This is a genomic window from Proteus sp. TJ1640 (assembly GCF_003144445.1).
Lineage (GTDB): Bacteria > Pseudomonadota > Gammaproteobacteria > Enterobacterales > Enterobacteriaceae > Proteus > Proteus penneri.
In genome coordinates this window covers 133396-155012 of record NZ_PENY01000001.1, presented here as the reverse complement: position 1 = coordinate 155012, position 21617 = coordinate 133396, and the positions used below count along the sequence as shown (strand labels likewise).

Annotated in this window: 20 protein-coding genes and 1 pseudogene; 13 read left to right on the top strand and 8 right to left on the bottom strand. The window is 39.5% G+C overall.

Translation table 11 applies throughout. The features are described 5' to 3' along the window. Positions 1-644: 644 nt before the first annotated feature. Genes dnaA through gyrB form a run of 4 tightly spaced genes read left to right on the top strand, consistent with a single transcriptional unit; the run spans position 645 to position 6688 of the window. Positions 645-2045: a chromosomal replication initiator protein DnaA gene (dnaA, locus tag DK861_RS00770; protein WP_109398975.1), complete on the top strand. Its 1401-nt coding sequence runs from the start codon at positions 645-647 to the stop codon at positions 2043-2045. 4 nt (positions 2046-2049) lie between these two features. Then, the gene (dnaN, locus tag DK861_RS00765; protein WP_006534273.1) at positions 2050-3153 is read left to right on the top strand and encodes a DNA polymerase III subunit beta; all 1104 of its coding nucleotides are present in this window, start codon (positions 2050-2052) and stop codon (positions 3151-3153) included. 11 nt (positions 3154-3164) lie between these two features. Then, positions 3165-4253 carry a DNA replication/repair protein RecF gene (gene recF, locus DK861_RS00760; RefSeq protein WP_109398974.1) on the top strand — a complete coding sequence of 363 codons (1089 nt, stop codon included), beginning with the start codon at positions 3165-3167 and terminating at the stop codon, positions 4251-4253. Between the two features lie 20 nt (positions 4254-4273). Beyond that, entirely contained in the window at positions 4274-6688 is a 2415-nt protein-coding gene (gyrB, locus tag DK861_RS00755) for a DNA topoisomerase (ATP-hydrolyzing) subunit B (protein WP_109398973.1), read from the top strand. Between the two features lie 84 nt (positions 6689-6772). On the opposite strand, the gene asd is transcribed toward gyrB, so the two are convergent. Beyond that, positions 6773-7879, bottom strand: coding sequence for an aspartate-semialdehyde dehydrogenase (asd, locus tag DK861_RS00750; protein WP_109398972.1), 1107 nt, complete (start codon positions 7877-7879; stop codon positions 6773-6775). 473 nt (positions 7880-8352) lie between these two features. Between asd and DK861_RS00745 the strand changes: the two genes are divergently transcribed. Beyond that, positions 8353-8922: an rRNA adenine N-6-methyltransferase family protein gene (locus DK861_RS00745; protein WP_072064709.1), complete on the top strand. Its 570-nt coding sequence runs from the start codon at positions 8353-8355 to the stop codon at positions 8920-8922. Positions 8923-8977: 55 nt separating this feature from the next. On the opposite strand, the gene DK861_RS00740 is transcribed toward DK861_RS00745, so the two are convergent. Beyond that, positions 8978-10465 carry a PLP-dependent aminotransferase family protein gene (locus DK861_RS00740; protein WP_109398971.1) on the bottom strand — a complete coding sequence of 496 codons (1488 nt, stop codon included), beginning with the start codon at positions 10463-10465 and terminating at the stop codon, positions 8978-8980. A gap of 127 nt (positions 10466-10592) precedes the next feature. On the opposite strand from DK861_RS00740, the gene DK861_RS00735 reads away from it, so the two are divergent. Beyond that, positions 10593-11051: a GNAT family N-acetyltransferase gene (locus DK861_RS00735; protein WP_109398970.1), complete on the top strand. Its 459-nt coding sequence runs from the start codon at positions 10593-10595 to the stop codon at positions 11049-11051. A 94-nt stretch (positions 11052-11145) separates the two neighbouring features. Here DK861_RS00735 and DK861_RS00730 read toward each other — a convergent pair whose 3' ends face one another. Beyond that, positions 11146-11883 carry a tetratricopeptide repeat protein gene (locus DK861_RS00730; RefSeq protein WP_109398969.1) on the bottom strand — a complete coding sequence of 246 codons (738 nt, stop codon included), beginning with the start codon at positions 11881-11883 and terminating at the stop codon, positions 11146-11148. A gap of 108 nt (positions 11884-11991) precedes the next feature. Here DK861_RS00730 and murQ point away from each other — a divergent pair, with 108 nt between their 5' ends. Beyond that, positions 11992-12891, top strand: a complete 900-nt coding sequence (gene murQ, locus DK861_RS00725; protein WP_109398968.1) for an N-acetylmuramic acid 6-phosphate etherase — start codon at positions 11992-11994, stop codon at positions 12889-12891. A 10-nt stretch (positions 12892-12901) separates the two neighbouring features. On the opposite strand, the pseudogene DK861_RS00720 reads toward murQ, so the two are convergent. Both DK861_RS00720 and DK861_RS00715 read right to left on the bottom strand, forming a co-directional pair. After that, a pseudogene (locus DK861_RS00720) lies at positions 12902-13206 on the bottom strand (type II toxin-antitoxin system death-on-curing family toxin). Positions 13207-13478: 272 nt separating this feature from the next. Beyond that, a complete protein-coding gene (locus DK861_RS00715; RefSeq protein ID WP_036914536.1) occupies positions 13479-14342 on the bottom strand; it encodes a YicC/YloC family endoribonuclease in 864 nt (287 codons plus the stop codon). 126 nt (positions 14343-14468) lie between these two features. Here DK861_RS00715 and rph point away from each other — a divergent pair, with 126 nt between their 5' ends. Both rph and pyrE read left to right on the top strand, forming a co-directional pair. Next, positions 14469-15185: a ribonuclease PH gene (rph, locus tag DK861_RS00710; RefSeq protein WP_072064701.1), complete on the top strand. Its 717-nt coding sequence runs from the start codon at positions 14469-14471 to the stop codon at positions 15183-15185. A gap of 80 nt (positions 15186-15265) precedes the next feature. Then, on the top strand, positions 15266-15910 hold the full coding sequence (gene pyrE / locus DK861_RS00705; RefSeq protein WP_072064700.1) for an orotate phosphoribosyltransferase: 645 nt from the start codon (positions 15266-15268) through the stop codon (positions 15908-15910). Between the two features lie 307 nt (positions 15911-16217). Here the strand turns inward: pyrE and slmA are convergent, their stop codons facing one another. The 3 genes from slmA to coaBC form a co-directional block, all read right to left on the bottom strand. Beyond that, complete coding sequence (gene slmA, locus DK861_RS00700; protein WP_072064699.1) at positions 16218-16820, bottom strand: nucleoid occlusion factor SlmA; 603 nt, start codon at positions 16818-16820, stop codon at positions 16218-16220. A 112-nt stretch (positions 16821-16932) separates the two neighbouring features. After that, positions 16933-17391: a dUTP diphosphatase gene (dut, locus tag DK861_RS00695; protein WP_006534255.1), complete on the bottom strand. Its 459-nt coding sequence runs from the start codon at positions 17389-17391 to the stop codon at positions 16933-16935. After that, entirely contained in the window at positions 17375-18586 is a 1212-nt protein-coding gene (gene coaBC, locus DK861_RS00690; RefSeq protein ID WP_109398967.1) for a bifunctional phosphopantothenoylcysteine decarboxylase/phosphopantothenate--cysteine ligase CoaBC, read from the bottom strand. Before coaBC ends, dut begins: the two co-directional genes overlap by 17 nt. Positions 18587-18888: 302 nt before the next feature. Here coaBC and radC point away from each other — a divergent pair, with 302 nt between their 5' ends. From radC to DK861_RS00665, 4 genes are all read left to right on the top strand, one after another. Continuing rightward, on the top strand, positions 18889-19560 hold the full coding sequence (radC, locus tag DK861_RS00685; RefSeq protein WP_109398966.1) for a DNA repair protein RadC: 672 nt from the start codon (positions 18889-18891) through the stop codon (positions 19558-19560). 247 nt (positions 19561-19807) lie between these two features. Continuing rightward, positions 19808-20044 (top strand): 50S ribosomal protein L28, encoded by a 237-nt coding sequence (rpmB, locus tag DK861_RS00675; RefSeq protein ID WP_036914542.1) that lies wholly within the window; start codon positions 19808-19810, stop codon positions 20042-20044. A gap of 11 nt (positions 20045-20055) precedes the next feature. Further along, positions 20056-20223 (top strand): 50S ribosomal protein L33, encoded by a 168-nt coding sequence (gene rpmG, locus DK861_RS00670; protein ID WP_006534250.1) that lies wholly within the window; start codon positions 20056-20058, stop codon positions 20221-20223. 148 nt (positions 20224-20371) lie between these two features. After that, positions 20372-21499, top strand: a complete 1128-nt coding sequence (locus DK861_RS00665; RefSeq protein WP_109398965.1) for a glycosyltransferase family 4 protein — start codon at positions 20372-20374, stop codon at positions 21497-21499. The last annotated feature ends 118 nt before the right edge of the window (positions 21500-21617 follow it).

The window sequence follows — 21617 nt, the reverse complement described above, 5'->3', positions numbered from 1 at the left end:
CAATGATGGAAAGATGCGGGATTGTAATAAAATCACTCAAATGCGTCAATCAAGATGACGCTTTAAGTACCGATTTTTGTCGTCTTTTTTAGCAAACCCGATAATCAATCCTGACTTATGCGCAACGAGTACGCTTATTAGCGACCTAAAAAGAGTCTTAAATAAGTGACTTTGTTGGTACAAGCACGCAGGGTGCAAGATTATACGGACTCATGGTGAAAGCGCAAGGATCTTCGGTGGATCAAATGAGAGATATTTGATCACTTACTATAAGAAGGAGAGATTTATGTAAAGAGAAAGTTATCCCCAATTGCTATTTATAGGGCGACTCAAGTACACTAGAACGCCTTTGCATATTTCATTTGGTGAATTATCTTAAATCAGTAAGCCTGTGGATAAAAACCATAAAAACTGTGCAAAAGAAAGAGGATCTTCGTTTCATTTTGCGATATGATCCCCCGTCACGATCAGAATAGCCAGTCTGCGATCGTGAGTCACGATGTAAAAAAATCGTTGTCACCAAGAGTTGTTCCTTATTAAGAATTGAAGAGGAACGGTGTTGTGCACTTTGTATTTAGGCACACAGTGTTTAACTGCATTTTTCCTGTTTATTTTTTAGTCTTGTTTTTTTAGGGGAGTCCGCCGTGTCACTTTCGCTTTGGCAGCATTGTCTTGCCCGATTGCAGGATGAGTTACCTGCCACTGAATTTAGTATGTGGATACGTCCCTTGCAGGCAGAACTAAGCGATAATACGCTGGCACTGTATGCACCTAATCGTTTCGTTTTAGATTGGGTGAGAGAAAAATACATTAATAATATTAATGCATTATTAGTGGATTTTTGTGGCTCAGAAGTCCCTTCTTTACGTTTTGAAGTTGGTAATAAGCCAGCATCAGGGCGTACTACGGAAAGTATTCCTAAAGCTGTTGTACATCCAACGGTGAATACAATTCCAACACATAGCCAGCCTGTTCGCCCTAGTTGGGATAATCAACCTGCGTCTCAACTGCCTGAGCTCAATTATCGCTCTAATGTTAACCCGAAACATAAGTTTGATAACTTTGTTGAAGGTAAATCAAACCAGTTAGCAAGGGCAGCAGCAAGACAAGTCGCTGATAACCCAGGTGGAGCTTATAACCCACTCTTTTTATATGGTGGAACAGGACTGGGTAAAACACACTTGTTGCACGCAGTGGGTAACAGCATTATGGAACGTAAAGCGAATGCAAAAGTTGTTTATATGCATTCTGAACGTTTTGTACAAGATATGGTAAAAGCGTTACAAAATAATGCGATAGAAGACTTTAAACGCTATTACCGTTCTGTGGATGCCCTCTTAATTGATGATATTCAATTTTTTGCCAATAAAGAGCGTTCACAAGAAGAATTTTTTCATACCTTTAATGCATTGTTAGAGGGTAATCAGCAAATTATTTTAACGTCAGACCGTTATCCTAAAGAGATTAACGGTGTTGAAGATAGATTAAAATCGCGCTTTGGTTGGGGATTAACGGTTGCTATTGAGCCACCTGAACTTGAAACCCGAGTAGCGATTTTGATGAAAAAAGCGGATGAAAACCAAATTCAGTTACCTGACGAAGTGGCTTTTTTTATTGCTAAAAGACTTCGTTCTAACGTCCGTGAGCTTGAAGGTGCGTTAAATCGAGTGATTGCTAACGCAAACTTTACAGGTCGTGCGATTACTATCGACTTTGTACGTGAAGCATTACGTGATCTGCTGGCCTTGCAAGAAAAATTAGTCACTATCGATAATATTCAAAAAACGGTTGCTGAGTATTATAAAATTAAAGTCGCTGATTTACTGTCAAAGCGGCGCTCTCGATCGGTTGCCCGTCCGAGGCAAATGGCAATGGCGCTGGCAAAGGAATTAACAAACCACAGCTTGCCTGAAATCGGGGATGCCTTTGGGGGTCGTGATCATACAACTGTACTTCATGCATGCAGAAAAATAGAGCAATTGCGTGAAGAAAGTCATGACATCAAAGAAGATTTTTCTAACTTAATCAGAACATTATCATCCTAGCGCTATGAAATTTATCATTGAACGTGAACAGCTTCTTAAGCCGCTACAACAAGTAAGTGGCCCTTTAGGTGGTCGTCCAACATTACCTATTTTAGGTAACTTATTGCTTAAGGTGACTGAAAACACCTTATCACTAACAGGAACTGACCTTGAAATGGAGATGGTAGCGAGAGTTAACCTCAGTCAGTCTCATGAAATTGGCGCCACAACTGTTCCTGCGCGTAAGTTTTTTGATATTTGGCGTGGGCTACCTGAAGGTGCTGAAATCAGTGTTGAGCTAGATGGTGACCGCCTATTAGTGCGTTCAGGTCGTAGCCGCTTCTCCTTATCAACATTACCTGCATCTGATTTTCCTAACTTAGATGATTGGCAAAGTGAGGTTGAATTTACTTTGCCTCAAGCAACATTAAAACGCCTCATTGAATCCACTCAGTTTTCAATGGCACATCAAGATGTGCGTTATTATCTTAACGGTATGTTGTTTGAAACTGAAAACACTGAATTACGCACGGTTGCAACAGATGGGCACCGTTTAGCCGTATGTTCGATGGATATCGGACAATCTTTACCTGGTCACTCGGTTATTGTTCCTCGTAAAGGTGTTATTGAATTAATGCGTCTACTGGATGGTGGTGGTGAAAGTTCACTGCAACTGCAAATCGGTAGTAACAATATACGTGCGCATGTAGGTGATTTTATTTTTACCTCGAAGTTGGTTGATGGTCGTTTCCCTGACTATCGTCGTGTATTACCGAAAAACCCAACCAAAACAGTAATTGCAGGTTGTGATATTCTTAAACAGGCATTTTCTCGTGCTGCCATTTTATCTAATGAGAAATTCCGCGGTGTGCGTATTAACCTCACGAGTGGTCAATTAAAAATCACAGCCAACAACCCTGAGCAAGAAGAAGCAGAAGAAATTGTTGATGTTCAATATCAAGGCGAAGAAATGGAAATTGGCTTTAATGTCAGCTATCTCCTTGATGTATTGAATACCTTGAAATGCGAAGAAGTTAAGCTGTTACTGACTGATGCCGTTTCAAGTGTTCAAGTTGAAAATGTGGCAAGTTCTGCGGCTGCTTATGTTGTTATGCCAATGCGTTTATAATAGTCACTAACATGATTTTATCCCGTTTATTGATCCGCCATTTTAGAAATATCGAACAGGCGGATCTGCCATTAGCGGATGGCTTTAATTTTCTTGTTGGGCCAAACGGGAGTGGTAAAACAAGTATACTTGAAGCGATTTACACCTTAGGACATGGACGAGCATTTCGTAGTTCTCAAGCAAATCGCGTGATCCAACATGATGAAAATGCATTTATTCTTCATGGGCGTTTAAGTGGGCTTAATGAAGATAGCCGTGGCTATGCGATTGGATTAAGTAAAGATCGCGAAGGAAATAGTACAGTTCGTATTGATGGTAGCGATGGTCATAAAATTGCAGAGTTAGCAAAATTGTTACCCATGCAATTAATAACACCTGAAGGTTTTACTTTACTGAATGGTGGGCCTAAATATCGTCGCGCGTTTATCGATTGGGGGTGTTTTCATAATGAACCTCGATTTTTCGCTGCATGGTCGGATTTAAAACGTGTTTTAAAGCAACGTAATGCAGCACTAAGGCAAGCAACGTCTTATCGACAGCTGATGCCTTGGGATAAAGAACTTATCTTATTAACGCAACAGATAAGTGAATGGCGAGCTCAATATACTGAAGATATCGCTAAAGATATTGAAGAAACGTGCCGTCTGTTTTTACCTGAATTTTCGCTGAAAGTCAGTTTTCAGCGGGGGTGGGATAAAGAGACTGATTATGGTGAGTTGCTAGCACGTCAATTTGAACGTGATAAAATGTTAGCCTATACCTCACTTGGTGCTCATAAAGCGGATTTACGTATTAGAGCAAATGGCACGCCAGTAGAAGATATGTTGTCACGAGGCCAGCTCAAGTTGTTGATGTGTGCATTGAGGCTGGCACAAGGTGAATATTTCACTCGTAAGAATGGGCAAAGATGCCTGTATCTGCTCGATGATTTTGCTTCCGAATTAGATGCAAGTCGGCGTCAATTGTTAGCCGAGCGTCTAAAGTCTACGCAAGCTCAAGTGTTTGTCAGTGCGATAACACAAGGGCAAGTGAAAGATATGCTAGATGTAAATAGCAGGCTATTTAGCGTAGAACGTGGCAAAATAGAGGTTAAACCATAGGAATAAAGCGAGAAACGTTGATGTCGAATACATATGACTCCTCAAGTATCAAAGTATTAAAAGGGCTGGATGCGGTGCGTAAGCGCCCGGGGATGTATATCGGGGATACAGATGATGGAACCGGTCTGCATCACATGGTCTTCGAGGTGGTCGACAACGCAATCGACGAAGCCCTCGCGGGTTTCTGTGATGAGATTATTGTCACTATCCATTCAGATAACTCCGTCTCTGTTCGAGATGATGGTCGTGGAATTCCAACCGGCATTCACCAAGAAGAGGGTGTTTCAGCAGCAGAAGTTATTATGACGGTTCTGCATGCGGGGGGGAAATTCGATGATAACTCCTATAAAGTCTCTGGTGGACTTCATGGTGTAGGGGTGTCTGTTGTTAATGCGTTGTCTGAAAAACTCGAACTGACTATTCATCGCGATGGAAAAATCCATCAGCAAATTTATCGTCATGGTGTACCTGATGATCGCTTAAAAGTGATTGGTGATACCGAAAAATCAGGCACATTTGTTCGCTTCTGGCCAAGTCTTGAAACCTTTAAAGGCGAGACTGAATTCCAGTATGACATTTTAGCAAAACGTCTGCGTGAGTTGTCATTCTTAAACTCAGGCGTTTCTATCCGTTTAATTGATAAACGCGATAACCGTGAAGATCATTTCCATTATGAAGGCGGTATTAAGGCATTCGTTGAATACTTAAGCCGTAATAAAACGCCAATTCATCAAAATGTATTCTATTTCTCCACTGAAAAAGATGGTATTGGTGTTGAAGTTGCGATGCTGTGGAATGATGGCTTCCAAGAGAATGTTTATTGCTTTACCAACAATATTCCACAACGTGATGGTGGTACACACTTAGTTGGTTTCCGTACTGCAATGACTCGTACGTTAAACAACTATATGGATAAAGAAGGGTTTAATAAGAAATCGAAAATCAGTGCAACGGGTGATGATGCGCGTGAAGGCTTGATTGCGGTTATCTCTGTTAAAGTTCCAGATCCTAAATTCTCATCACAAACCAAAGATAAACTGGTTTCTTCAGAAGTTAAAACAGCGGTAGAAACGCTGATGAATGAGAAGCTGGTGGAATACCTGTTAGAAAATCCAAACGATGCGAAAATCGTTGTCGGTAAAATTATTGATGCTGCTCGTGCTCGTGAAGCTGCGCGTAAAGCACGTGAGATGACACGTCGTAAAGGTGCATTAGATTTAGGTGGCTTACCAGGTAAATTAGCAGACTGTTCTGAACGTGATCCTGCTTTCTCTGAACTGTACTTAGTGGAAGGGGACTCTGCGGGCGGCTCTGCAAAACAAGGCCGTAACCGTAAAACACAGGCTATTCTGCCGTTAAAAGGTAAAATCCTCAACGTTGAGAAAGCGCGTTTTGATAAAATGTTGGCGTCTCAAGAAGTAGCAACATTAATCACAGCATTAGGTTGTGGTATTGGTCGTGATGAATATAACCCAGATAAACTGCGTTATCACAGCATTATCATCATGACGGATGCGGACGTCGATGGTTCTCACATTCGTACGTTATTACTGACTTTCTTCTATCGTCAAATGCCAGAAATTATCGAACGTGGTCATATCTTTATTGCTCAACCACCACTTTACAAAGTGAAGAAAGGGAAGCAAGAGCAATACATCAAAGATGATGACGCGATGGACGAATATCTGATGTCGATAGCGCTTGATGGTGCAGCGCTTTATATTAGTGAACATGCGCCAGCAATGCACGGTGAACAACTTGAAAAACTGGTTGTTGACTACCATGCTGCACATAAAATTATTCGTCGTATGGAGCGTATTTATCCACTGAGCATGTTAAATAGCTTGGTGTACCACTCAACGCTCACAGAAGAAGATTTATCTGACAAAACCAAAGTTGAAGAGTGGATGAGTGGCTTGGTCAACCGTTTAAATAATGCGGAAGAGCAAAGTAGCACTTATAGTTATACGATCACTCAAAACGATGAAAACCGTCTGTTCGAGCCTGTATTACGTATCCGTACTTACGGTATTGATACAGACTATAAACTGGATTATGACTTTATCCACAGTAGCGAATATCAACGTATTACTCATTTAGGTGACATTATTGGTAACCTAATTGAAGAGGGGGCGTTTATTGAGCGTGGAGAGCGTCGTCAGGCGATTTCAAGTTTTGAAGAAGCACTTGAGTGGCTTACAAAAGAATCTCGTCGTGGTCTTGCTGTACAGCGTTATAAAGGCCTTGGTGAAATGAACCCAGAACAATTATGGGAAACCACCATGAATCCAGATACACGTCGTATGATGCAAGTTACCGTTAAGGATGCGATTGCAACCGATGAGTTATTTACCACCTTAATGGGTGATTCGGTTGAACCTCGCCGTGCCTTTATCGAAGAGAATGCGTTGAAAGCGGCAAATATTGATATCTAATGACGTGTAATGTCGCTAAGTAAAAAAACCAGCTAATTCAATTAGCTGGTTTTTTCTATTTATGGGAGCTGTTTTATTGGAAAATTAACGCAGAATATTCAACATGCGACGTAAAGGCTCTGCTGCACCCCATAGTAGTTGGTCACCGACTGTAAAGGCTGAAATAAATTCAGGGCCCATATTCAGTTTACGAATACGCCCTACAGGAGTGCTTAATGTGCCCGTTACTGCGGCTGGTGTTAACTCTTTAATAGTCAACTCACGATCATTAGGGATGACTTTTACCCAGTCGTTATGGTTGGCAAGTAATTGTTCAATTTCAGCAACAGGTAAATCTTTTTTCAGCTTTAGAGTAAAGGCTTGGCTATGGCAACGTAATGCACCAATACGAACGCAAAGACCATCGACAGGAATAATATTTGAACCTGTATTTAGGATCTTGTTAGTTTCAGCTTGTCCTTTCCACTCTTCACGGCTCTGGCCGTTTTCTAATTGTTTATCAATCCAAGGGATCAAACTACCTGCCAGAGGAACACCAAATTGCTCAGTTGGCATTGTACCACTGCGCGTAAAGTTAGTGACTTTACGTTCAATATCTAAGATTGCAGATGCTGGGTTTTCTAGCTCTTTCACTACTTGATTATGTAAAGAGCCCATTTGTGACAGTAACTCTCTCATATGGCGAGCTCCCGCCCCAGAAGCGGCTTGATAAGTCGATACGCTTGCCCATTCCACTAAATTGTTAGCAAACAGGCCACCTAATGACATCAGCATTAAACTGACCGTACAGTTACCGCCGACAAAAGCTTTAATGCCTTTGTTTAAGCTGTCTTGAATATGTTGACCGTTGACGGGATCGAGAATAATCACGGCATCATCATTCATACGCAGTGCTGATGCGGCATCAATCCAGTAACCTTGCCAACCTGCTTGGCGCAGTTTTGGATAGATTTCATTGGTATAGTCACCACCTTGGCAACTAATAATAATATCGAGTGATGCTAGCGTATCAATATCATAAGCATCTTGCAGAGTGCTACGGTGATTACCATAAGCAGGTGCTGCTTCACCTAATTGAGATGTGGTGAAGAAAACAGGGTTTATCCCATCAAAATCACGTTCTTCAACCATTCTTTGCATTAAAACGGAGCCGACCATACCACGCCAGCCCACAAAACCAACATTTTTCATTGTAATTACCCTGTCTTTGTCTGTAGGAATAGTGAGAGACCTCACACTAACCTGACAAAATATAGAGATAGGTGCAAGTTAATTTATTGATTATTTACCAAAGAATTAGAAGTGTTTCTTATAGTCTGCGTAGAGTTAACAAAAGAAAGCCACAGAACGAACAAATATCAATGAGTTGTTAAAAAAGAAAATAAATTTACCATAAAAGTGTAAGAATATTCTGCTATATCTTATTTTCTTTTTTAGGATAAATAAAAATATATTCATATTTAAGAAAATAGAGTAAAAATAGAAAAATGTAAAATAGTGTAATATATAAGAAAAACGTATTTACTTAGAGGTCACTCCAAGCTTTATACTAAACGCTACTGTTTAATAGATGATGTATTTTCATAAATAAAAAATAATGATGAAGGTTCTTCATTTTATTTGAATTTTATTTTACCGCTTATTAAGTGGTGTTAGGAGGCGAAATGGATATATCCACAGTCATTCCATTATCTACGTACTACTCGTATTTAAAACGGTTTGTGATTTCACCAACCACGATGGGTACTATCGCGCCTTCATCTCGTTGGTTATGTTATGAAATGCTGGATAAACTCAATTGGCAACAGGACATTCAAGTTGCTGAATTAGGTGCTGGCACGGGTGTTATTACTCAACAGATCTTAAAAAGAATGTCGGTGAATTCCTCATTAGATGTTTTTGAAATAGAACCTAGTTTTGCAACAGAATTAGATAAAATTAATGATCATCGATTAAGAGTTTATACAGCATCGGCGGAGAAATTAAATAGCCATTATAATATGATTATTTCAGGGTTACCTTTTTTATCGATACCAAAGAAAACAGGTTTAAGAATTTTAAAACGGGTACATAAAGAGTTATTAAAAACACAAGGTTGTTTTGTGTTATTTCAATATACCACTCGATATGAAAAAACGTTATCTCGTTATTTTCATTTAGAAAAGAAATTAGTTATGCGGAATGTTCCCCCTGCTTGGGTTTATTATTGCACGCCTAAAAATAATATAGGGTAAATGAAAAGCTTGCTCGACGTTTATATTGTAAATAACAATTAAGAATCAATGCTATTTATTTAGATAATGTTTGAGCAAGTAAAATAACACTCTTTTCAATTTCAAGAGGATTATGAGCAGCATATCCTAATAATACGCCTTGTTTTGGGTAGGTTTGAATGCAGTAACGTGATAAAGGCTGTATAGCTAATCCAATTTCTCGTGATTTTTTCACAATATATTCTTCTGTATAACCAGCCTGTAGCCAGCAAACAATATGGATGCCAGAGTCTGTTGGTTCAACACAGAAGACATGAGATAAATGTGTTTTTATCGCATTAGTTAACACTTGATAACGTTCATAGCAGGCTTTTCTTATTCTTCTTACATGGCGGGCGTAATGTCCTTGAGACATAAATAACGCTAATGTTGCTTGTTCTAGAAAACCTGAATGCGAATCGGTGTAATATTTAGCAGCTTTAAATGTATCAACTAAAGGTAAAGGAACCACTAAAAAGCCTAAACGAAATCCGGGATACATCATTTTTGAGAATGTACCAGCATAAATAACCCGCTGGTATTTATCTAAACCTTGTAGAGATTGAATCGGTTTAGAGTGATAGCGAAATTCACTATTGTAGTCATCTTCGAAGATCCACACATTATTGGATGATGCCCACTCTAATAACGCAATACGACGTGAAAGTGAGAGTGTATTGCCTAAGGGAAATTGATGAGAAGGGGTTGTAAAAACAAGTTTTGCTTCTGGACACTGCGCTATTCCTCGAGAAATATCCATTCCATCAATATCTGAACTTATTGGATGTGGTTTTATACCATAAGAAGTGAAGATACCCCGAGCACTGTCATAACCAGGATCATCTAGCCAAACAGTATCTCCCTCTTGTAATAGAACTCTAGTGGTGAGATTTATCGCTTGCTGCGTACCATTTACAATAATGATTTGTTCAGGCTGACAAAAAAGCCCACGAGTTGATTGAACATATTGGCATATCATCTCTTTTAATGGCGTGTAGCCTGTTGGCGAATTAAATGTTGCGAGTGCTTTTTTTGATTGCCGCCAAACCCGCCCTAATAATCTTCCCCAAAGTTCATGAGGAAAAAGATCGACACAGCCAACGCCAACATGAAATGTAGGACTGCTATTGATATTGGGTTGTGACTGTTGCCAAAAAGCGTGGGCTTTTTGCATATTGGGATTTAGTGTTTCTAATGGGTTTTTGATGTGTGTGGAAGAAGTAGAGTGGATTGTTTTGATCCACTGATCTGAAATAATGGCATCAGGGATTGTGCTTGCAACAAAAGTACCTGCACCGCGCCGAGTAAATAAATAGCCTTCATCAATTAAACGTTCAAATCCTGCAATAACAGAGTTACGAGAAATCGACATCATTTCAGCTAATGTGCGGCTTGATGGTAGACGGCTACCTGATGTTAAGCGCCCATCTAAAATCGCTTTTCTAATCGCGTGATAAACCTGAGAGCCAATAGGCCCTTCTTCTAAAACAAGGTTAGGAAAATAAGCTGTTTTTTTCTGTTTCATAAAGTGGACCCTATAAAAACACAAAAAGTGTACCTTATTGGGAACCAAAATTAAACGTACCATGACCACGATTAAAGGCAGGCGATACTTTTTTATCGCGTTGATGAAAGTAGAAGGAAGTGAAGAGATGAGCACAACACCAATAACTGTTTCAATTCAGTTTGTTGAACAAGAGCATTATGCTCAATGGTTGCCACATTGGTTAAGTTATCAAGCATTTTATAAAGTCGAGTTATCAGAAGAGACAACATTAAAAACATGGGCGCGTTTTTTTGATGAAAAAGAGCCGGTTTATTGTGTCGTCGCAATGGAAGGTGAAAAGGTATTGGGTTTTGTTCATTATCTTTTTCATCGCTCAACATGGGCTGAAAGTGATTTTTGTTATTTAGAAGATTTATTTGTTTCACCAGATACGCGTGGCCGCCATGTCGGTAAGCAACTTATTGAATTTGTTAATCAACAAGCAAAACAGCGTAATTGTGCCCGTCTATATTGGCATACGCAGGAAACTAATTTACGAGGACAACGCTTATATAACTGGGTGGCAGAAAAACCGGGTGTGATTGAATACCGTATGGCGCTGTAAAAGAACGTTAGGTAGAACATATAGGGTATAAAAGAGAGGGTAAGATTTACCCGCTCTTTTCTGAGTTAGGGTTATTTATTTGATTTAATTTAGGTTAATTAAACTCGTGTTGGCAATAAAACTCATTGCCAACTTTTTTGGCTTCTTCACACGCTTGTTTCATTAATTCGTCAGCTTTTTGCTTATTGGGTTCAATAATATGATATTGACCAGAAAACATAAAAGAAGCCATTGCTTGAGCAAAGCCTTCAAAAGTCATTTCGTTTGCTTTCGTAAACCACATATTGGCTTTTTCAGTATCTGCGGGCACATTACCAACACCGCTATAAAGCACACCTAACCAAATTGGCGCATAGACAAATTCGGGTTGATGAGTTGTAGCGGCTTCTTCTAGTAATACAATGGCTTTTTTGTAATCTGTTTCACCAGATAAAGGTGATATCAGCGTTGTTGCTAGACTTATTTTTCCTCTTATACTTCCTTTATTTGCAGCGATTGTTGCTAATTTTCTCGCTTCAACATAATGGTTTTTAAAATAAGGATCAGCATTAAATAAATAGAGATCAGCAAGTAATGCATAGGCATCTGCATAGTCGTTTTTTATGGACTCATTAGCCCACAATTGTGCATTAAGTAAGTTTTTTTCTACACCCGTTCCCATTAAATACATTTCGGCCAACTGATATTGAGCTTGTGCATTGTGATTGAGTGCTTCTTTGCGAGTATCTTCAAATTTTCTTTTGTCTTGTTCTTCAAAATTTGCCTGCAAAGAAAACGAACAAACAAGAGTAAGTAGGGCGATAAAGGTTGAAATATATTTAATTAATGTCATGTAGAGTACCGTTTGTAATGATTTTGAAAATCTTACCAATAATAATGGTATAAAAGCAGTTTATTTCGTCGAGTTAATCAAATAAATAACAATATTGGGAGAGCGATAATGGCGATTGACCTTAGCAATCTTGTCACTGAAAGTAGAAATCATAACAGTGAAAATATAGACACACTTTCAACATTAGACATGCTAAAAGTCATTAATAATGAAGATAAAAAAGTGCCATTAGCAGTTGAGAAAGTGTTACCTGAAATTGCTCAATTAATTGATAAGGTTGCAATTGCTTTTTCTCAAGGTGGTCGTCTTATTTATTGCGGAGCAGGCACCTCGGGACGATTAGGGATTTTAGATGCCAGTGAATGTCCGCCAACTTATGGCACACCTCATGAAATGGTGATTGGTTTAATTGCGGGTGGGCATAAAGCTATTTTACAAGCTGTTGAGAATGCTGAAGATAATGCGCAATTAGGTGAAGAGGATTTACGACAACTTAATTTTAATAAGCAAGATATTTTAGTGGGTATTGCAGCAAGTGGCAGAACGCCTTATGTGATTGGTGCATTGAACTACGCTAAATCATTAGGTGCAACAACAGGGGCGATAAGTTGTAATCCTGAAAGCCCGATTGCCAAACTTGCTGATATTGCTATTACACCAGTTGTGGGTGCAGAAGTGATAACCGGATCATCACGTATGAAAGCGGGTACAGCACAAAAGCTTATTTTAAATATGATCACAACAGGGGCGATGATAAAAATCGGCAAAGTTTTTGGTAATTTAATGGTGGATGTTGAAGCAACCAACGCCAAACTTGTTGAACGTCAAATTCGTATTGTAATGCAAGCAACAGAGTGTGAAAGAGCTATCGCTGAAGACGCGTTATCACAATGTCATCGCCACTGTAAAACGGCAATTTTGATGATCTTAGCAAACGTAGATGCACAGCAAGCCACACAGATGCTTACTCAAAATAGAGGGTTTATTAGAAAGGCGTTAGGTGAGTGATTAAATCGTTTTAATTTTTATCACTTAATTTTCTTAGGTATTGTGCCAACTGTTGGCTATTTTTAGCTCCTGTGGCTGCATCAACGGTTAAATTTTCCTATACATCATCAACATCTATTATTTTTATACCATTGCGATAAAGAAAAACCATAGTGACAAAAATGCAGTTCGTTTATTACCATCATTAAAAATATGGCCTCGAGAAATGGCGACCTAATAGGTTGCAGCTAGCTCATAAATATCTGTTATTCCTTCATCATGAGTACGATTTTGTACTCTGTAAATAAGTGCCTCAGCTCTTCTTGGCTCAGGCATTCCTGCAACACCAGGAAGTTGTTTTAAGATCTTATCATGAATAGCGGTGTCTAAAACTTCAGAAATATGAGCCCGAGCTTGAGTGGAGGTATAAGTATGCATAATATTTTCTCACATTATTTAATGTACATTTGAATTGAACATTTCAGGTGTGCAGTTTTCAATTTATAAAAAATGAAGCTCACTAAAATTAGAAAATTGTTATAACAAAAAAGCCAGCAAATACAAGGTATCTACTGGCTTAATGATGGGCTGTAAACAGCTAAGAAATCTTACTCAATATTTTGGATCTGCTCACGCATTTGTTCAATTAAAACTTTCAATTCAATGGCTGAATTGGTGACTTCTGTATTAATTGATTTTGAGGCTAACGTATTGGATTCACGGTTAAATTCTTGCATCATAAAATCAAGACGGCGGCCTACCGCTTCCTTTTTCACTAGAATTTTGCGTGTTTCTTTAACGTGAGCTTCTAATCTATCAAGCTCTTCAGCAACATCTAAACGTTGCGCTAGCATCACTAACTCTTGTTCTAAACGATTATTATCAATTTGAACTTGCGCTTCTTCTAATTTGCTGGTTAAGCGTTCACGTTGCCATTGCAAAATTTCTGGCATTTGTGCTCTTACTTTAATGACTTCTTCGCTAACTGCATCTAAACGCTGCTCAATTAGCGCTTTAAGTGCTTGCCCCTCGGTTTCACGGCTAGCAATAAAAGCATCAATTGCCAAATCTAATTCCGCTAAAAGCTCAGTACCAATGGCATCTAAATCTTGCTCTTGTGCTGAAATAACACCTGGCCAACGTAAAATATCAAATGGGCTAATAGTGCCTTCATGGCTGTGGCTTTTTACCCAGTTGGCAGAGACAATGAGTTGTTTGGCGAGATTTTCATCCAGATTAAGTTCGCCTTGAAAGCGAGCATTAAGATCAAAGCGTAAGTTACATTCAATTTTACCGCGTGTTAAGCGATTACGTAGACGTTCACGAATAACAGGTTCTAAACTACGTAATTGCTCAGGCAAACGAATATAAGTTTCAAGGTAGCGTTGGTTTACGGAACGCAGTTCCCATGCAGCGCTACCCCAGTCTTTTTTAATGTCTCGGCGAGCAAAAGCGGTCATGCTACGGATCATAATAGGGTCTCAATAGTGTAAAAGATAATACGATTATAACCCTATGCATCAATACAAGGATAGGCATAAGCCATTTTAGGTCGTATAATGCGCCCCCAATATGTCAGAGAAAGCGGAGATAACACCATGCGTCCAGCAGACAGACAAGCAAACCAAGTACGTCCTATTACCATTACTCGCCACTATACAAAACATGCTGAAGGTTCTGTATTAGTTGAATTTGGTGATACTAAAGTCTTGTGTAATGCCACTGTAGAAGACGGTGTACCACGTTTTCTGAAAGGACAAGGGCAAGGATGGGTGACCGCAGAATACGGCATGCTTCCTCGTGCAACAAATAGTCGTAATGCTCGTGAAGCGGCTCGCGGTAAGCAAACGGGTCGTACTATGGAGATCCAGCGTTTAATTGCTCGCTCATTACGTGCCGCGGTTGATTTAAAAGCGTTAGGTGAATTTACCATCACCGTCGATTGTGATGTTATTCAAGCAGATGGTGGCACACGTACCGCCTCTATCTCCGGTGCTTGCGTCGCGTTAGTTGATGCTTTAAATAAAATGGTTGAAGAAGGCAAACTGAAAAAGAGCCCTCTTAAATCAATGGTTGCTGCTGTGTCTGTGGGAATTGTTGATGGTGAACCATTATGCGATCTTGAATATGTTGAAGATTCAGCTGCAGAAACAGATATGAATGTGGTGATGATCGATGATGGCCGTATGATTGAAGTTCAAGGTACGGCAGAAGGTGCGCCATTTAGCCATGAAGAATTACTTGCTTTACTCGCCCTTGCTAAAGGGGGATTAGAGAAAATATTTGAAGCGCAAAAAGAGGCGCTGAAGCAATAAATTTTATTTTTAAGGCGACTGAAAAGTCGCCTTTTTTATGCCTAAAATTTGTCATCAAGTAACGTAGAGAGGAGAAAGAAATGAAAGCCTACCAACGCCGCTTTATCGAACTAGCATTAGCAAAAAATGTCTTGAAATTTGGTGAGTTCACACTGAAATCAGGAAGGGTGAGTCCTTATTTTTTTAATGCCGGTTTATTTAATACAGGGCGTGATTTGGCTTTACTGGGGCAGTTCTATGCGCAAACATTATTAGATAATAATGTGTCTTGTGATGTGTTGTTTGGGCCCGCTTATAAAGGGATACCTATTGCAACTACAACGGCAGTCGCATTGGTTGAACATCATGATATCGATATCCCTTACTGTTTTAATCGTAAAGAGGCTAAAGATCATGGTGAAGGAGGAACGTTAGTCGGAAGCCCATTGAAAGGTAATGTTGTGATTGTCGATGATGTTATTACGGCAGGTACTGCAATTCGTGAATCAATGGAAATCATCAAACAGCATGATGCAACGCTTTCTGCCGTATTATTAAGTTTGGATAGACAAGAGAAAGGGCGAGAAGCACTCTCTGCAATACAAGAGTTAAAACGCGATTATCAATGCCAAGTGTATTCGATTATTACTTTGGATGATTTAATTAGCTACTTAAGTGAGAGCGAGACTTTGTCTGAGTATTTACCTGCAGTTAAAGCTTATCGTGAGCGCTATGGCGTGAATTAATAAAGTTAATAAGCGATAAACAAGTTGGTCGATTATAGATAAAAAAAGCCCTCGCCCAATTATGGGCGGGGTGAGTAGTACAATGAAGCTTCTGTGATAAATATCACAGATATTGAAATATAAAAAGGACTTTTACTGCAGGGGCAAAGCGAGTTGCTAATGCCACAATGTAGGAACTGCACGAGTGCCATTCCTGATAAATACATATAGGTAACTATGTGTCAGAAGACGCATGTTAACACAAATAAGAAAAAAACGGCATATCTGTAAATTTCAAATTGTTGAGTTAAATCACGAGTCCATCATTTCATTGTAACTGTGCCAAGATTAATGGCCATCGGGCTTCAAATTCTTGAGTGGGTTGATAGCGAAATTCAGTGCGAACAAAGCGCGCTAGCATACCTTCACAAAAAGCGAGTAATTGTGACGCAAGTAACGCTTCATCATGCAAGAAAGCACTACCTTCACGGATCTTACGCTCTTTAATAACTTGTCGTAGTTGAACCTCAATGCGCTCATAAAGTTGGTTTATTCGCCCTTGCAATCTATCTTGTTCAAACATTAATGCATGGCCCGTTAAAATACGAGATAGCCCTGGGTTTTTCTCAGCAAAACCAAGGATCAAGATAAGAATTAAGCGAATTCTGGCTATCGTTTCTTTTTCGTCTTTTAAAATCAAATTAATACGAGAAACTAAGCTGTCTTCGATAAACTCAATCAAGCTATCAAACATTTTGGTTTTACTTGGGAAATGTCGATAGAGTGCGGCTTCAGATACACCAACATTGGCGGCAAGCTTTGCCGTTGTGATGCGCTGACTACCATCACTTGATTCCAACATTTGGGCAAGTGACTGTAAGATTTCATCCCGTCTATTTCTTTTCTTTTTGGTTTCTTTTTCTTCTGCCATGACTGATAAGGCCCCTGCTAAAAGCAAAACAAATCAGTAAACCTTTGCACTAAGGTTTTAGTGCAAAGGGAGTGATATCGTCATTGATATAATTAAATGCAAGACGTCTTTATTATTGGCGGCCGGAGTGACCAAAGCCACCGCTACCACGTTCCGTTGCGGTAAAATCTTCAACAATATTAAATTCAGCTTGAACGACAGGTACGATAATCATTTGAGCGATACGCTCACCCGGTTCGATAGTGAACGCTGTTTGACCACGATTCCAAACTGACACCATGAGTTGACCTTGGTAGTCAGAATCAATCAGTCCCACTAAGTTACCCAATACAACACCATGTTTATGGCCTAACCCTGAACGAGGAAGCACCATTGCTGCTAATCCTTCATCGGCAATATGTACAGCAAGACCTGTAGGTAATAATTCGGTTTGCCCTGGTTCAAGAACCAATGGTGCATCAAGGCAAGCGCGTAAATCTAAACCAGCAGAGCCTGTTGTGGCATAAGCAGGAAGTGGATATTCTTGACCAATACGTGCATCAAGGATTTTAACATCAATTTTTTTCATCATAATGTTTGGCTATCTCGTCAAGTAGGCGATGGCTAAGTTGTGCTTTACTACTGTGTGGTAAGCGCGTTTCTCCATTAGCCCAAATAAGGTGTAATGCATTGTTGTCACTGTTAAAGCCTTGATTTTCTATTGAAACATCATTGGCACAGATTAAATCGAGCTGCTTTTGTTCTCGTTTTTTGCGGGCATATTCTTCCACATTCTGGGTTTCGGCTGCAAATCCAACAACAAAAGGACGGTGTTCAACCATTTTTCCGACACTCGCGACAATGTCGGGGTTTTTTACCATAGTGATGGTGACTTCATCACCTTGTTTTTTTATTTTTTCAGCCGCGATAAGTTTAGCGCGGTAATCTGCAACTGCAGCGCAACCAATAAAAATATCTTGTGAAGGTGCGATTAACATCACTTGTTCATACATGTCTTGTGCACTTTCAACGTCGATACGTTTAACACAAGCGGGTGTCGGTAATGTGACTGGCCCAGCAATAAGCGTGACATCAGCTCCACGTAGTGCGGCTGCGTGTGCAATTGCAAAGCCCATTTTTCCAGAGCTATGATTGCTGATAAAACGTACCGGATCGAGTGCTTCACGAGTAGGCCCTGCGGTGATTGTAATTTTTTTACCTACAAAATCTTGTGGTTGTAAAGCCAGTTGTTTTTCCGCTAATGAGACTAGCTCTAAAGGATCGAGCATTCGCCCTGGTCCTACATCACCACAAGCTTGGCTACCAGAGTCAGGCCCCCAAATTAAACAGCCTCGCTGCTCTAAAGCTGATAAATTTTCTTGTGTAATTGTGGCTCTGTACATTTGCTGATTCATTGCTGGCGCGATAGCGATCGGTGCGCTACTCGCTAAACAGAGTGTGGTAAGTAAATCATTTGCCATTCCCACTCGTAAGCGTGCAATAAGATCGGCGGTAGCGGGTGCAAGTAGAATTAAATCAGCCCATTTGCCTAATTCAATATGCCCCATAGCGGCTTCTGCTGCTGGATCGAGTAAATCATCAGCAACAGGAAAACCAGAAACGGCTTGTAGTGATAATGGTGTGACAAAAGCATGTGCTGCGGGTGTCATTACAACACGGACAATCGCGCCTTTATCACGTAAGCGGCGTACAAGTTCAGGTGCTTTATAGGCCGCAATACCACCACTGATACCAAGAATGATCTTTTTGTCGTGAAGTGTAGTCATGATGAAATGCCTAAGTACATAAATAATTGCCCATAATTTTACCACAAGGTCATCGTGAATTCGGAATTCTATGTAACTTCATGTTTTATAGATTAAATTTATGCGATTTGTCTCGCATAAATTTAATATGTGTCTTTTTTATACAAGATTAGCAGTTTATAGTAAGTTAACTGTATAAAACAACAGTTGTTTTGCGATTAGCATTTAATGATGAGTGATACTTCGCCTAAATTTTAATATTTATGTGAAGAAATAGAATAGATCATTAATCCCACTGTCTTTACGTATTAAGGAGTCCACGGATGGAAAATCAATCGATTAGTGAACTGTTACCTAGAGAAAAATTGTTACTTTATGGCGTGGAATCACTCACTGATATTGAGTTATTGGCGCTCTTTTTGCGCACCGGCACTTATGAAAAATCTGTATTAGAATTGGCGGCTTTTCTACTTAAAGAGTGTGGTTCTCTTTATCACGTTATTAATGCTGATTATGAAACATTAGGGCGTTTTAAAGGTGTCGGTGTAGGAAAGTTTACCCAGTTGCAAGCTATCAATGAAATGGCACAGCGTTTTTCCACAACACAATTTATGTATAAAAATGTCTTATCTTCTTCAGAGGATACAAAGTATTACTTACAAAAACTATTGCATTGGCGAGACAGAGAAGTGTTTGTGGTACTTTTTCTTGATAATCAAAATCAATTGATTGCATTTGAAGAGATGTTTAAAGGAACAATTAATCGTGTAGAGGTTCATCCTAGAGAAATTGTCCGTCAATCAATAAAAAAGAATGCAACATCTATTATTCTTGCTCATAATCACCCTTCTGGTGTTTGCGAACCAAGTCTCGCAGATAAAGAAATAACAGAAAAAATTTTTCTTGCTTGCCAATTAGTGGGCGTAAATGTACTCGATCACCTTGTGATAGGGCATGATGATTGTGTTTCTTTTGCAGAACGAGGTTGGTTATAGCAAATATTTTTGTAATTATTGTCAATCTTTATTTGTACGGGTCTTGAGCGTTGAGGCCATTGGGCGTATACTACGCCACCTTTGAGGATCTTGGGTTTGGCGAGAAGAGCCTATCTCAGCAAGTTTTTTCTGAGGTGTTTACACAGTTTTTCAATCGTTAAAAGTTGCTGAGATGGGCTCCAAAGCCTGACGAGGCGGTCAAACCTGATATTAAAGCTCGAGCTGATTAGATTTTTGGAGAATAGACATGTCCCGAGTCTGCCAAGTTACCGGCAAGCGTCCTGTGAGTGGAAACAACCGCTCTCACGCATTAAACGCGACTAAACGCCGTTTTCTGCCAAACCTGCACTCTCACCGTTTCTGGGTTGAGTCTGAGAAACGTTTCGTAACTCTGCGTGTATCTGCTAAAGGTATGCGTGTGATTGATAAGAAAGGCATCGAATCTGTATTAGCAGATTTACGTGCCCGTGGTGAGAAGTTCTAAGGAGCTGAAAAATGGCTAAAGGTATTCGCGAGAAAATTAAACTCGTTTCTTCTGCTGGTACAGGTCACTTCTATACCACTACGAAGAACAAACGCACTATGCCAGAAAAACTGGAAATGAAAAAATTCGATCCAGTTGTTCGTCAACATGTGCTTTATAAAGAAGCTAAAATTAAATAATTTTAGTTTTCTTAAAAAACCCGACCTTCGTGTCGGGTTTTTTGTTATCTGGAGCCAGCTAAGTATAACAAAGTAAAGCTATTGTGACCTTAGCTTGCTCTTTAGTTATACTATGGCTCTTTTGAATCGTCAGGTGAATGGATTGCGGATGAGTAAGTCAGCACTATCAATATTACATACAGAATCATCTTGTGGATGGGGTGGTCAGGAAATTCGTATACTGACGGAATCTCAAGGTATGATCCGCAGAGGACACCGAGTGGCATTGGTGTGTTGCCCCACATCTAAAATTGCTAAAGCAGCACCTGATTATGGTATTGAAGTTTTCACATTGCCTATTGAAAAAAAACGTCTTTCATCATTAAAAGCACTTCGTCAATGGCTGAAATTACATCATCACCAATTTGATATTATCAATACTCATAGTTCAACTGATGCATGGCTAGTTGCTGCTTCTTGTGCCACATTACGCCAATCACCCGTGGTGGTTCGAACTCGTCATGTTTCTACGGATGTTTCACGTTCATTACCAACACGATGGCTTTATCTTTCATCCAGTGCCCATGTTGTGACAACAGGTGAGAAATTACGCCAGACGCTCCATCAACATAATAAATTTCCATTAGAAAAAATGACATCGGTGCCTACAGGAATCGATTTACAACGTTTTTTTCCTCAAGATAAACAACATGCTAGAGAGAAAATTGGAATACCGAATAAGCCAACATTGGGTATTGTTGCAACTATGCGTGTATGGAAAGGACATAAATATTTAGTAGAAGCATGGAAATCATTGCATCAGCAGTTTCCTGATTGGCAATTAATTTTTGTTGGTGATGGACCTCAACGTAAAAATTTAGAACCGATGGTGAAAGAGGCGGGACTAGAACAAAGTATCTTCTTCCTTGGTAATCGTAATGATGTGCCTGATTGTTTAAATGCAATGGATCTATTTGCATTACCTTCTTTTGGTAATGAAGGTGTACCGCAAGGCATTATGCAAGCGATGGCCTGTGGTTTACCTGTTGTTTCTACAACGGTGGGCGCGATTAGTGAAGCCGTTATTGATGGTAAAACGGGGTTTACATTAGTACCGCAAGTACAAGAATTATTAACCCGTCATTTAGCTAAATTAATGAGTTCAGATGAATTGCGTGAACAGATGGGAAAAGCAGCACTTGAACATGCCATTTCACGATTTAGTTTAGATAACATGTTAGATAAGATGGAAAGGATCTTTATTCAGTCAATCAACGATAAAAATAAATCAGTATGATTAATGTTGATAATAAAGTGATGAAACGATTATCTCTATTATAACTTGGTGTATTCATCTCATTGATGAATATTTGTAATACTTTTTAGTGTATAGTCTGAAAAGTAAATGTATCATT